Here is an 11941-nt window from a genome sequence, read left to right as displayed (position 1 = left end):
CCATCCGGTCAGTGATGATGAGGGCGTGACCTTGAGGATCGACATCAGCGGCCTGCCCTCCGAACGACTGCGGTTCGCCGCCTCCCCGCTGGCCGAGCTGACCGCGATGCTGCACGTGCTGGCCGAACCCGGGCATCACCCACAACTCGCCGGCTGGGCCGCGAATGTCTGGGCCGGGCTGCGGCCGGAGCTGGCCGAGCGGTTGCGGGAGGCGGAGTTCCTCTGGCGTTCCTCACAAGCCGACTTCCTGGTCCCCGCCCGACCTCGACCGACCCTCGCCGAGGAGTTGGACGACGTGGACCGGATCGACGACGAAACGTATGTGACCGCCGCGCTCGTCACCACATGCGGCAGCAACCGGGTCCACTTCGCCGCGCCGTCGCCGCTCACCGACGCGACCGCGCGCGAGCGGGCCCTGGACCTGGCGCAGGCCCGCGGCACACTGCAAGAGGCCTTCGCGGAACGGCTGCTCGCGGACCCGACCGCTGTGCGGGCGCGGCTGCGCCACACCCTCGAACAGTGCGCCGAGGCCTTCTTCGACGCCGCCTGGACGAACGTCGCCGTACAGCTCGCCACCGACCTGCGTCTGAAGAACGACCTGCTGAAACGCCAGGGCATCGGGGCGGCACTCGCATCCGTCTCCGGCGCGGTCACCCTGGCACCGGACGGCGGCTGCATCATCGTGGACAAACTGCAGGACAAGGCGACCGCCGCCCACGGCGCCGGAGTCACCTTCATCCCCACTGTCTTCGGCCGCCCGCACCTGGTGGCGGTCCACGCGCCCGGGTGGCAGCCGGTGGTGCAGTACCCCGTGGCCGAGCCGAGCCCATCAGAGCCGGTCTCGCTGGAAACGGTCACACGACGGCTGGAGGCACTCGCACATCCGGTACGCCTGCGGCTGCTGCGCACCCTGGCCCGCGGCCCGCACACCACCCGTGAACTGGCCCACGCCTGGGAACTCACGCCCCCGGAGGTTTCCCGCCACCTCGCTGTCCTGCGCCGCGCGGGCCTGCTCACGGCCCGCCGCGACGGTCGTTACGTCCGTTACACCCTCAATCTGCCCGACCTGACAGCGCTGGGCGCCGACCTGCTGGCGGCCGTACTGCGCTGACCCCGGGACGTGAAAACGCCGTCCGGACATCCCGAGGTGAACGGTGGTGTGCCGCGCGGACATGTCGCGTTCGCCGTTGACGGCCGGAACGCCTCCCGCGCATCCGAGGCGCCTCGACAGGCCGGACGGGCCGGGCTGCTGATGGTGGCACTAGCTCTGCGAGACGTCCTTGACGAACACGATGCCGTTACTGTCCGCCAGGTGGACCGGGTCAAGCGGGGAGTAGCCGAACCAGGGGGATTCGCGGGGCGCGGGCCGCGTGTCGCCGAGGGCGGTGGCCAGCCGCGGGGCGTCGATGAGGCAGCGGTCCTCCGGGAGCGCGTACAGGAGTCCTTCGACGGTGTCCGGCGGCGGCGTGTCCACTCCGTGGTGGCGGATCGTGCCGAGGGCCGTGGCCACGAAGGCGTACCCCTCGCCGAGCTGGGCGCTCACGAGCGCACCGGCGCTCCACCACTCCACCGGCCCCTCCCACATCTGCATCGTGCTCTTCTCCCGCTGGAGATGGGAGTTGTGCGCGTGGACGAGTGCCGGGCCGCGAGCGGCGACGGCAAGGAGGTTGTGGGCCATCATCAGATCCCGTAGCGCGCACAGCCGCGTCATGCGGGCCGGTGAGGTGTCGGCCATCGCGTGGTGGTAGCGCAGCAGGCCGGTCGCGGTGCGCCCGTACAGGCGCGCCCGGTCCCAGTCGTCCGGCGAGGTCGCCGCGAGCAGGTGCGGCGTCTGCGCGTCGAGCAGCGCCACCAGTTCGTCGGCGAGCAGCCGCAGGTGGCCGGCCTCGGCCGACTGCCCCACGGACTGGGCCGGGTCCATCATCGCGGCGGGATTGGTCCACCGGTCGTCCGCGCCGAGCAGGCTGTCGAGCGTTTCCCGGGTGCAGGGGAGCAGGTTCGCGTCCACCCGGGTCGAGAGGTAGCCGTGGAGTGCGGTGATGGCCTGTCGGGGGCTCGCGGCGCCGGTGATCTCCAGCGGGCCGTCGAAACCGGCGAAGCGCAGCCGATCGGATGCGGGCCGGCCGTCGTTGTAGGCGCGCATCCAGCGCACGAGCTCGCGGTTGGCCGCGGAGGTGCCCCAGCCGTGGCTGAATCCGTGCTCCATGACCTCGTCGAGAGAGCGCGTGCCCGAAGTGATGTGGTCGTCCACGACCAGGCCCATAACGCAGTCGCTCTCGATCGCGATCGTCCGGTAGCCCTCCTCCTCGACGAGCTGCCGGAAGAGCTCGTTGCGCGGGCCGAGCAGAGTGTCCTCGCCGTGGGTGGGCTCGCCCAGGGCGAGCAGTCGGGGCCGGGCCGGGAGCAGCCTCATGACGGCGGCAGCCTCGACGGCGTGGGCGGTGTCCTTGATGTCAGTCGCCATGCCTTCAACGGTATCGTTGAACTTTCGGTTGAAACTTTCACGCGATATCGTCAGGCTCATGGGGCGAAACCTTCAAAGCGGTGAGCGACTCAGGCCGGTTGATCTGGCGCGCGGGCACGGTCTGTCCACGCAGGCGGTCAGGAACTACGAGGAGGCCGGCATCCTTCCGGCCGCCGGTCGCACACCCCACGGCTACCGCACCTATACCCCACTGCACGCGGGCGCCCTGCGCGCGTTTCTTGCCCTGGTGCCCGGTCACGGCCACCGGACGGCGACGTCGATCATGCGGGCCGTCAACCAGGGCGCGGTTGATGAGGCGTTCCGCCTCATCGACGAGAGCCACGCCCAACTCCTCGACGACCGGCGGACCCTCCAGGCCGTGGAGAGCGCCCTCCGCGACCTGGACCCCACCACGGCGCCCGAGCCGGATGTGGGGTCCGAGCCGGCCGCGATGTCCGGTCTTGGCGGCACGTTCATCGGGCCGCTGGCAGGGAAGCTCGGAATCCGGCCCGCGACGCTGCGCAAATGGGAGCGCGCCGGGCTGGTGCGCCCGCGCCGCGACCCGCGGACCGGGTACCGCGTCTACGACAAGGCCGACGTACGGGACGTCCGGCTGGCCCACCAACTCAGGCGGGGCGGCTATCTGCTGGAGCAGATCGCTCCGCTGATCGCCCAGGTGCGGGCGGCCGGCGGGCTGGAGCCGCTGCAGGCCGCACTGTGCGACTGGCACGGTCGGCTGTCCGCCCGCGGGCGGGCGATGCTGACCGGAGCCGCAGAGCTGGAGGCGTACCTCCGCGCACTCGCCCCTTACGAGAATGTCAAGACGGCGAGGACGCGGCCATAAAGAAGTAGTCATGGGGTGCCGCGGCCGCCCCCGCAATCGAGGACCTGCGGCCCGCAACGTCGTCCAGCACCGGCTCCACGTCGCAATCGAGCTCGCCGGACAACGCGAGCACGACCACACCCTCGCCGGCCGGGCCGATCGAGCGCACCTGAAAGTCCGGACCGCGGACCGCGCAGCCGCGCCCTTGCACGCAGCGGCAAGATTTCCTGCGCTGGGTGCCAATGACCGGGCCGACCGCGGGGGGCCAGACTGCCGGTTACGTGAGCGGACCGTGAACGTGGCCCATCGTGCCGTTCCGCCCGTGCGTACCGGTGGCAGGCATACCACCGGCAGACCGTCCTGACCGGCTGCTGAGAATCGGAGAACGCGGCGTGAGTGATTTCGCGGGAGTCGATCCGCACCGGGTGCGGTTGCTGGCCGACCGGTTGAAGGATCTGGCGGACACCCTCGACCGCGAGGGAGCGACCATCCCACGGATATTCAGCATCTGGCACGGTGGCGTGAACCAATCGCTGTTCGCACAGCAGGCCAATCAGGTACGCGCCGACGCCCGCAACATGGCGCGCCGCGCCGACGCCGCGCTCAACCTCCTGCACGGCAGGCGGCTCACCGGCCCGAACAACGGGGACTGGGCCACCATCCCGTGGGACATCGCCGCGATCAACACATCCCAGGAGGCCCAGAAGGAAGCGCTGGACCTCAAGGCAGCCATGGACGACCCGAAGAAGCCGGACTCCCGCGCCACCATCCTGGACATCGCCCGGTCCTTGGCCGACCACCAGGACGACCCCGCCTATCTCCAGGCCTTCATGGGCACCGGCGGGATGGACCAGGCAGCCCGTGCGGCCGGGATCCTGCACCAACAGGACGGCACGCATGACGGCGTCGTCCTGAACAAGGAATCCGAGGCGGCTCTCGCCCAGTTCGGCCAAGGCGTGCAGGCAGCTACCACGCTCGCCCGGCAAGGCGGGATCCAGCTGCCGCAGAACTGTCTGGCCAAGCTGACCAGCCCGGACCACGGCGACATGTGGTCGGTCGGCATGCTCTTCAAGTACGGTCCGCCCGGCGCCGCATGGGACGCGGACGTGCTCTCCGCCGTCGGTGGCGCCATGCTCGACTGGCGCTCGACACGGCAGATGCGCCCCCAGTACTACGAGCCGGCCGCCTACCTCCGGGACGGCTCGTACGCCGGTGACCCGCATGCGTGGTACGAATCCCTCGGTCTTCGCACCGATCACGTCAGCGGAACGGATCTGACGGGCCGTACGGACAACCTGCGCGGTATCGATGCCAATGATCCCTCCATCGTCCTGATGCAGCGTGTCAGCGAGAATCCGGATGCGTCCCGTCAACTGCTCACCGGCCCGAAGGGCCCGGACCACGCACAGGCCCTGATCAGTTATCTATGGCATACCCCCGGCCCGCTGGCATTCGATGACGGAAAATGGCCTGCAGCAGTCATTACCGCCGCGACATCGGACCGAAAGAATCATGGCGAGGCCTCCGCGAATGCCGCCGCGAATATCATCAATGCAAGCGCGAATGAATACCATATCGAAAAGGGACTGGACCCGTTCCGGAAGGCACAGTACGTCGGGACTCCGGCTCCGGTCACACAGTCCCTGGCCCTGCTGTTCGCCAACTACGTGCCCGATTTCACTGATTCGCACAGCCTCACGGATCTACAGAAGGCAGAGACGACCACCAACAACGGGGCCGAGCCGTTCACCCTCATGGTCGGCCGCGCGACCACCCAGGATTTCCTCAGCGAGATCATGCAGAACAAGGCTGACGCCGGGTACATCGTCAACGCCGTCCACGCCAACATGGCCCAGACTGCGGCGCAGGGGTTGGAGCGGCCGGGCGCCACGGCCTATCTTCAGGATCTTGCCGTGTTGCGCGGCACTGTGTCGATGGCGGGCAAGAACCGGGATCTTGACGACGCGGAGTTGCTCGACGCAGCGCACAAGAATTCCGCGATATGGCTCAATGCCGTCGGAGGATTCGTTGCCAGCATCCCCCATGCCGACACCTTGATCAATTACGCCAAGGCAACGATCTGGGGTGGACTGCCGTTCGCCAGCGCTTCCGACAACTTCTCGACGGACAACGCTTCCAAGGTCGACGAGGATGCCAAGTCGACATTCTACGACAACGCCGTCTCGATGCGCCTCGCGGTCATGCACGGCCTCGCCAGCTCCGGACGGATCCCGCCCCCGGCCGAGCATCCCGAGTGGGCGCGCGAACCCATCACCCTGAAAACCCAAGACGACATCTCGGCGTTCAACAAGTGGTGGCTGCACAACACGACGGAGATCGACAGGACACTGGACGCGATCGACCTGGAAATGATCAAGTCGTTCGGCGTGGGAACCCTGCCCATCAAGCGCTGAACCGCCGAAAAACTCCGCCCCTGCGCGATCCCCATATCGCCCGCGTGCCCGTGCCCGGCAGTGTCGATTCGACGACCCCGAACGAAAGGAAAGCACTATGGGTGTACTGGACGAGGACAACCTCGGCACCCTGTGCCGGCAGGATATGGAGAAGATCGAAGCGTCGGTCACCCGCGTCCGCGCCGCGATCAAGCAGGTCACTGATCTGCTGGGCTGCGATACCTGGGTGGGGCAGGCAGCGGTTGCCTGGGGAGCCGATTTCCAGGCCCGGATGGGTGCGCTGGGCAGGCTCTTCGACTCATACCCCCCGGAGGAGAACCGCCTCGTCACCGAGGCCGAGAAGAGGCAGGCCCAGCTGTCCTCACCCCACGGTGGGCACAACTGACGCCACCGGGCGGACAGGCACCACCACGGGTTACAGCGACCCCCACCACACGGGCGGTCCGGGGTGGGTGGAATGACACCACCTGATGGCTCGTACCCACAGCCATCAGCGGGTGCGGTGACCGGAAACGATCACCGGGGGTGGGCGGTCAGCGGGTCAACAGGGCAACGGGGCAACGGGGCAACGGGGCAACGGGACGATGATGTGGGGATGACCGCCAGCTCACGCGCCCATTCGTTCAACGCGGCCGCTGACCAGTACGCGGCCGGCCGGCCTTCGTATCCGCCCGCGCTCTTTGACTTCATCGAACACTTCACGAGCCGTCCCCTGGCGGGAACCCGCGTCGCCGATGTCGGCGCGGGCACCGGAATCGCCACCGTTCTGCTCCGTGAGCGCGGGGCAGACGTGATCGGCGTTGAGCCGGGCGGCGCCATGGCCGCCCGGTTCCACACCATGCTCCCGGATGTACCGGTCGTCAGAGGTGACGGCAACGCCCTTCCCCTCGCGGACTCCTCCCGTGATCTCATCACCTACGCACAGTCCTGGCAGTGGACCGACACCACCCGTTCGGTCCCGGAAGCACTGCGGGTCCTGCTTCCGGGCGGTGCGCTCGCGATCTGGTGGAACACCACCGCCTTCGACGTGCCCTGGGTCCGAGAGCAGCACCAGCGGATCGCGCGCCACTGCGCAGTGAAGCCGACTTCTCGGGCGCGTCCCGACGACAGCGACGCCATCCGGCTCGCGGGCCTGTCGGGGCTCCAGGTCGCCCGCCGCCAGGTGCGGTGGAGCCGTATGGTCTCCCTCGACACGCACCTGGCCAACATCAGCAGCCGCTCGGCGTTCCTTGTCCTTGCCGAGGACGACAAGCGTGCCTTTCTCCGCGAGGAGCGCGGGCGACTGCGCGAGCTCTTCCCCGACGAGGCGGTGGAAGAGACCTACGTGGTTGATCTGCTGGTGGCCACTCGTCCGTGACCTGCTCAGTGTCCTGGGATTTGAAGGACAGTCAGGCCGCCCCTGTGAGGGGGCGGCCGCCGAAGCGGACGCCCTTCTCGCTGCGGACGCGGGCTCGTTCGCGCCGTTGGGCAGCGGATGGCGCGGGTCAGGTCTGGGACCGACGTCGCGCTTCCGAGAACCACAGCCCCTCACCGCTGCGCGTCATGGACTCATCGTCCTCCTCGGCCGCTACCTCCCGGTATTCCAACCGGGCTTGAGTCAGGCTCAGCCGGCCATTGGGCCCGCCCCGGACGATCTGTGCGTCCGCGTCATCCTGTCCGTCGTCCTCCCAGCCGCACTCCGGGCAGATCTCGAAGTTGGCCCGTTCCTCCAATGTCCGCTGGAAGCAGCGGGGGCACGCCATGCGATCCCTCGGGGCGTCATCCGACGGGCTGGTCTGCAGTTCCTCAGAAGCCATGGCTGACATCATGCCGCCCTTGAATGATCCAGACGAAGGGCCCTGGCCCCTGGCCGCGATCTGCGCGATGGCCGCAATCAGCTCGTTGTCCGCGATCTCCACGTTCCCGGTGTGCGCGGCTGCGGGTGGCTTTGTGAGCCCCATCCGGCCGAAAAAGGGAGCGAGTTCGGCCAGAAGCGCCACCGCGCCCGTGGTGCCACTCCCGCGTGGTCGCAAGCTGATGCGGGAGGGACGATCACCGGGACGAGGAGGACAATGGCCTACGCGGAGATTGACACGGCCGGTCTGCCACCGGAGCACAGATTCGAATGGTGGCGTGAGGTCGTGGGACGAGGCGTGGCACCGACCCGGATCAGCAGCGACTGCGGTCCGGACTTCGCCGGCCACGCGGGCTTCCTGACACTCGGCACTGCCCAGGTGACCACCATGACGTTCTCCCCGCTGAAGTCGGAACGCCCCGCGCAACTCGTCCGGCGCTCCGACCCGGAGACTCTCGAGCTCACCCTGATCCTGGAAGGTGCGATGCGCGTCACCCAGGATCGTGGCGAAACGCACCTGTCTGCGGGCGACTTCGCAATGTGGACCTCCTCCCGCCCCTACAGCGGCCATGCCATGGGGAGCCCTGAGAGCGGTATGTCTCGTGCCGTCATCCTGCATCTGCCCCAAGCACTCGTCCCCCTCCCCCAGAGGAGGATCGGGGAGCTGTTCGCGCGCAGGATGCCCGCAGCGTCAGGGATGGGCCGGGTGCTCGCCCAGTACCTCCAATCCGTCATCCAGGAGGCGTCCGTCCTGGACGAATCGAGCAGCAAACGGCTCGGTGCGGTTGGCATCGACCTGGCGGCGGGCTTCCTGGCCGAGCGGATCGGCACACAGGAGCAACTCCCCGCGGAGACACGGCATCAGCTCCTGCTGGCCGCCATCGACACCTTCATCGACGACAATCTCGCCGACCCACAGCTCAGTCCGGGCGCCGTCGCCGCGCGCCACAACATCTCCGTGCGGCTCCTGCACCACCTCTTCCGCAGTCGCCCGGAGACGGTGTCCGCCAGTATCCGGCGCCGACGGCTCGAACGGTGCTACGCCGACCTTGCCGCACCCGCCCTCCATTCCCTGCCGGTGAGCGCCGTCGCGGCGAGGTGGGGCATGGCCGACGCGGCGGGGTTCAGCCGCGCATTCCGTACGGCGTACGGCCTCACGCCCGGAGAGCATCGCAACACCACGCTGCGCGCCAACGCCGCGCTCCGCGCGGACCGACAGGATCCGGCCGTCGGCAGCGGTGGAACCTGACCCGAGGCCGCAGACAAGCCGGACTCCTGCTGGCCGTCGGCGTCCGAATTCCGGCGCCTGCGCAGACCGTCATCGGTTCTGCAACAGCCCCAGCATCGCGAGCAGGACCGACGCCGGCACGGCGCGCGATCGCCTCCACGGTGAGAGCCCTGAAGCCGTGTTCGACGAGCAGATCGTCTGCGGCAAGCTGCTCATCGACCCCGGCCACAATCAGACTCAGCTCGGCGGACCCGACGCGCCACTCACCGCCCAGGAGAGCATCCCGGCCGTCGTCGACGTCCTCGAAGCACAGGACCGGCGCCCCCGGCCTGCAGTTCCTGGATCGCCATGGCGAGTCCGTCCCTTGGTAGCGCTCCAGGCCAAGTGCCGCCCCTGCCGTGACCGCTCGTCCGGACGCGCCGTTCCGGCAGGGACATGCGTGGTCCAGGCCGGTGCCGTATTCGCAGATGGGAGACTTGTCGAACGACCGGAAGATCAGCCCCGACATCACGCAGCCCAGGGAACGCGACAGGTACCTGCTGCGCCGGGGGTCCCGAAGACTGGGAGAGCAAAGTGAAGATCGTGGCAGACGACCTGTCCGGCCCGGAGATCGCCCAGTTCCTCGATGAGCACGTCCAACAGATGCGGTCCATTACACCGCTGGAGAGCAAGCACGCCCTTGATCTCGACGGGCTTCGCAAGCCCGAGATCACCTTCTGGTCAGTCCTGGACGGTGACTCCCTGGTGGGCTGCGGCGCGATCAAGAGGCTCGACACGGGCCACGCGGAGTTGAAGGCGATGCGTACCAGGCCGGCACGTAAGCGGAGCGGGATCGCCTCCCTGCTGTTGGCGCACATCATCACCGAGGCTCGACACGCGGGGTTCACTCGGCTGAGCCTGGAGACCGGCGCGGCCGAATTCTTCCTCCCTGCCAGGAAGTTGTACGAGAAGTTCGGGTTCGACTATTGCGAACCGTTCGCGGACTACAAGCCCGACCCAAGCAGTGCGTTCATGACGAGGACACTATGAACAATCTTGATCCACAAGGCCAGCCCCTCACTGGGATCTCGGTGCTCACAGCGGAGAAAGCCGGCTGCGGGCACCGTCGCACCTGATGCAGCCGCCACGGATCGGCCCCGTCCATGTGGGCTACGTCTTCGCCCGAGGTGTGCGGTCGGCAGGCACGTGGGCGCGCGTCCCCTGCATGTCGAACAGGACGAGAAGTTCCACCGCTCCGCCGTCTGCGCTTCCAAGCCAATGCGGCGCAGAGGTATCGAACTCGGCTGCGTTGTCCGCTTTCACCGTCAGATCACGCTCTCCAACCACCAGTCGCAGCGTGCCACTGAGTACGTACAGCCACTCGAAGCCCTCGTGAGTCTGCAATGTCGGCTCGAGGGGCTCCGGCCGCGCCGGAATGAACTTCTTGAAGGCTTGTGTTCCGCCCGGCCGCCGGGACAAGGGTACGAACGTCATCCCGAACCGCCGGATCGGCTTCAGGTGGATGCGGGGGTCGCCGGCGCGCGGTGCGCCCACGAGATCGTCCAGCGGGACGTCATAGGCCTGGGACAGATGGAGCAACAGTTCAAGGGTCGCCCGGCGCCGGCCGCTCTCCAGGCGGGACAGAGTGCTTTCGGACACTCCGGTGGTCGCGGACAGATCGGCGAGGGTGATGTCGCGGTTGAGCCGAAGCGCACGCAGCCGCGGTCCGACCGCTTCCAGCACATCTTCCATTGCAGGGTCCATGCGACCAGCTTGCCGAAACGGCAAGGAAGGACGCCACTTGGTGACACGCCGACTGAGACTGGCCACCCGGAACCCGAAGGTAAGGAACCCAATGGAGCGCTCCGACGCAGTACCCAAGGCGAACGCCGTGCCCACCGCCACCCGCCGCCGTGACACCCCTCCACCCCGCACCGCGAACAGCGAAGCTGACGTCCTGCGTGGATTCCTGGACTACCTGCGTGCCTCGATCGCCACGAAAGTCGAGGGGGCCGCAGAACCGCAGGTCCGGACACCGGCAGTGCCCTCGGGCACGAGCCTGCTTGGCCTGCTCAGCCATCTGATCGCTGTCGAGAGCGTGACGTTTCTCGGCGGAAAGGTCGCTGACTGGCAAGCGACGTTCCAGGCTGCCTCTCAGGACAGCGTCGCCGATGTCGTCGCGCGCTACCGGGCAACCGTCGACCGCGCGAACAGGGTTCTCGACGAATGCACCGATCTCGGCGCACCGCTCCCCCGGCCGGAACGTTCAGGACCGTCGCCGAGCGTTCGCTGGGCGCTCACCCACATGATCGAGGAGACCGGTCGCCACGCAGGTCACGCAGACATCCTCCGCGAACTCATCGACGGCACCACCGGGCGCTGAGCCATGCGCCATCACCGGCGGCAGCGGCGCTGCACAGCGCCTACCGCACCGGTTGAAGTCTGCATGACCTGTCCAGGGATCCGCCGCGGGCAGGTGAGCCCTGCTTGACCACATCCATAGGCAGCTCTAAATTTAGATTGCTCTCTAAGTTTTGGCGAAGGGGTGTGCGCGTATGCGGACGGTCGAAAGGGGGCTGCGTGAGCAGCACAAGGCCCGGCGACGGTTGCGGATCCTCGACGCGACGCGCGAACTCCTGCGGGACAGCCCGGAATCGGTGATCAGTACCGAGCGGATCGCCGAGCGCGCGGAGGTCGCCCCGGCCACCGTGTACAACCTGATCGGACCACGCGAGAAGATCTGGGAGGCGCTCGCCGCCGGGTTCATGGACGAACTCGAGCGCCGCCTGGCGGCGCTCGAAGCCGGTGGCCCGCGGGAGGTCGTCAAGTCGACCGTCCAGCTGTTCGTGGACGACCCGGCCGTATCGCGTCGCATGGTGCGCGATTGGGAGGAGAGCGGCCTGGTGCTCGACCGCAGTCCGCTCACCCAGCTCCGCCAGGCGATGGCGGAGGCCCGGACACAAGGCCTCCTGCGCGCCGACATCGACACTGACGCGTTGGCGGCCGTTGTCGCCACCGCGTGCGTGGGGGCGCTGCATCAGTGGGTCGCCGCCCTGATCGATGACGACCGGTTCCTCGCGCGCGCCCTGTTCGCGCTGGACGTCGCGCTCGCCGCGGCCGCTGCGGACCCCTACCGCGACCAGCTGCTGGCGCCGCTGCGAACCCGAGGCGCGGTATGACGGCCGGCGCACTGCCACGG

Annotated in this window: 13 protein-coding genes; 9 read left to right on the top strand and 4 right to left on the bottom strand. The window is 68.3% G+C overall.

Going from position 1 to position 11941, the window contains the following annotated elements; translation table 11 throughout:
* Positions 1-25 precede the first annotated feature (25 nt).
* The gene (locus AC07DC_RS16425; protein WP_478915069.1) at positions 26-1111 is read left to right on the top strand and encodes a DUF5937 family protein; all 1086 of its coding nucleotides are present in this window, start codon (positions 26-28) and stop codon (positions 1109-1111) included.
* 150 nt (positions 1112-1261) lie between these two features.
* On the opposite strand, the gene AC07DC_RS16420 is transcribed toward AC07DC_RS16425, so the two are convergent.
* Positions 1262-2464: an erythromycin esterase family protein gene (locus AC07DC_RS16420; RefSeq protein WP_478915068.1), complete on the bottom strand. Its 1203-nt coding sequence runs from the start codon at positions 2462-2464 to the stop codon at positions 1262-1264.
* A gap of 58 nt (positions 2465-2522) precedes the next feature.
* Between AC07DC_RS16420 and AC07DC_RS16415 the strand changes: the two genes are divergently transcribed.
* From AC07DC_RS16415 to AC07DC_RS16400, 4 genes are all read left to right on the top strand, one after another.
* Positions 2523-3308: a TioE family transcriptional regulator gene (locus AC07DC_RS16415; protein WP_478915067.1), complete on the top strand. Its 786-nt coding sequence runs from the start codon at positions 2523-2525 to the stop codon at positions 3306-3308.
* Positions 3309-3679: 371 nt separating this feature from the next.
* A complete protein-coding gene (locus tag AC07DC_RS16410) occupies positions 3680-5701 on the top strand; it encodes a hypothetical protein (RefSeq protein WP_478915066.1) in 2022 nt (673 codons plus the stop codon).
* 97 nt (positions 5702-5798) lie between these two features.
* A complete protein-coding gene (locus AC07DC_RS16405; RefSeq protein ID WP_478915065.1) occupies positions 5799-6086 on the top strand; it encodes a hypothetical protein in 288 nt (95 codons plus the stop codon).
* Positions 6087-6296: 210 nt separating this feature from the next.
* Entirely contained in the window at positions 6297-7058 is a 762-nt protein-coding gene (locus AC07DC_RS16400) for a class I SAM-dependent methyltransferase (protein ID WP_478915064.1), read from the top strand.
* Positions 7059-7185: 127 nt separating this feature from the next.
* Here the strand turns inward: AC07DC_RS16400 and AC07DC_RS16395 are convergent, their stop codons facing one another.
* Positions 7186-7680: a CPCC family cysteine-rich protein gene (locus AC07DC_RS16395; protein WP_478915063.1), complete on the bottom strand. Its 495-nt coding sequence runs from the start codon at positions 7678-7680 to the stop codon at positions 7186-7188.
* 72 nt (positions 7681-7752) lie between these two features.
* Here AC07DC_RS16395 and AC07DC_RS16390 point away from each other — a divergent pair, with 72 nt between their 5' ends.
* Positions 7753-8784, top strand: a complete 1032-nt coding sequence (locus tag AC07DC_RS16390; protein ID WP_478915062.1) for an AraC-like ligand-binding domain-containing protein — start codon at positions 7753-7755, stop codon at positions 8782-8784.
* Here AC07DC_RS16390 and AC07DC_RS16385 read toward each other — a convergent pair.
* Positions 8690-9271, bottom strand: coding sequence for a helix-turn-helix domain-containing protein (locus AC07DC_RS16385; protein ID WP_478915150.1), 582 nt, complete (start codon positions 9269-9271; stop codon positions 8690-8692). The two genes, AC07DC_RS16390 and AC07DC_RS16385, sit on opposite strands and share 95 nt — an antisense overlap.
* A 65-nt stretch (positions 9272-9336) precedes the next feature.
* Here AC07DC_RS16385 and AC07DC_RS16380 point away from each other — a divergent pair, with 65 nt between their 5' ends.
* Positions 9337-9792 carry a GNAT family N-acetyltransferase gene (locus AC07DC_RS16380; protein WP_478915061.1) on the top strand — a complete coding sequence of 152 codons (456 nt, stop codon included), beginning with the start codon at positions 9337-9339 and terminating at the stop codon, positions 9790-9792.
* 120 nt (positions 9793-9912) lie between these two features.
* On the opposite strand, the gene AC07DC_RS16375 is transcribed toward AC07DC_RS16380, so the two are convergent.
* A complete protein-coding gene (locus AC07DC_RS16375; RefSeq protein ID WP_478915060.1) occupies positions 9913-10506 on the bottom strand; it encodes a helix-turn-helix domain-containing protein in 594 nt (197 codons plus the stop codon).
* A gap of 127 nt (positions 10507-10633) precedes the next feature.
* Between AC07DC_RS16375 and AC07DC_RS16370 the strand changes: the two genes are divergently transcribed.
* Together AC07DC_RS16370 and AC07DC_RS16365 are read left to right on the top strand one after the other, a co-directional pair.
* A complete protein-coding gene (locus AC07DC_RS16370) occupies positions 10634-11125 on the top strand; it encodes a DinB family protein (RefSeq protein WP_478915149.1) in 492 nt (163 codons plus the stop codon).
* A 172-nt stretch (positions 11126-11297) separates the two neighbouring features.
* A complete protein-coding gene (locus AC07DC_RS16365) occupies positions 11298-11921 on the top strand; it encodes a TetR/AcrR family transcriptional regulator (RefSeq protein ID WP_478915059.1) in 624 nt (207 codons plus the stop codon).
* The last annotated feature ends 20 nt before the right edge of the window (positions 11922-11941 follow it).

Source organism: Streptomyces sp. NPDC045021 (assembly GCF_056432645.1).
The sequence above is the reverse complement of the archived record's forward strand: the minus strand, read 5'-3'. Positions and strand labels throughout refer to the sequence as shown.

Excerpts from the sequence above, each read along its gene's own strand:
- AC07DC_RS16390 (WP_478915062.1), top strand. The coding sequence starts at position 7,753 with ATGGCCTACGCGGAGATTGACACGGCCGGTCTGCCACCGGAGCACAGA.
- AC07DC_RS16385 (WP_478915150.1), bottom strand. The coding sequence starts at position 9,271 with ATGTCGGGGCTGATCTTCCGGTCGTTCGACAAGTCTCCCATCTGCGAA.
- AC07DC_RS16405 (WP_478915065.1), top strand. The coding sequence starts at position 5,799 with ATGGGTGTACTGGACGAGGACAACCTCGGCACCCTGTGCCGGCAGGAT.
- AC07DC_RS16415 (WP_478915067.1), top strand. The coding sequence starts at position 2,523 with ATGGGGCGAAACCTTCAAAGCGGTGAGCGACTCAGGCCGGTTGATCTG.
- AC07DC_RS16375 (WP_478915060.1), bottom strand. The coding sequence starts at position 10,506 with ATGGACCCTGCAATGGAAGATGTGCTGGAAGCGGTCGGACCGCGGCTG.
- AC07DC_RS16400 (WP_478915064.1), top strand. The coding sequence starts at position 6,297 with ATGACCGCCAGCTCACGCGCCCATTCGTTCAACGCGGCCGCTGACCAG.
- AC07DC_RS16420 (WP_478915068.1), bottom strand. The coding sequence starts at position 2,464 with ATGGCGACTGACATCAAGGACACCGCCCACGCCGTCGAGGCTGCCGCC.
- AC07DC_RS16365 (WP_478915059.1), top strand. The coding sequence starts at position 11,298 with ATGCGGACGGTCGAAAGGGGGCTGCGTGAGCAGCACAAGGCCCGGCGA.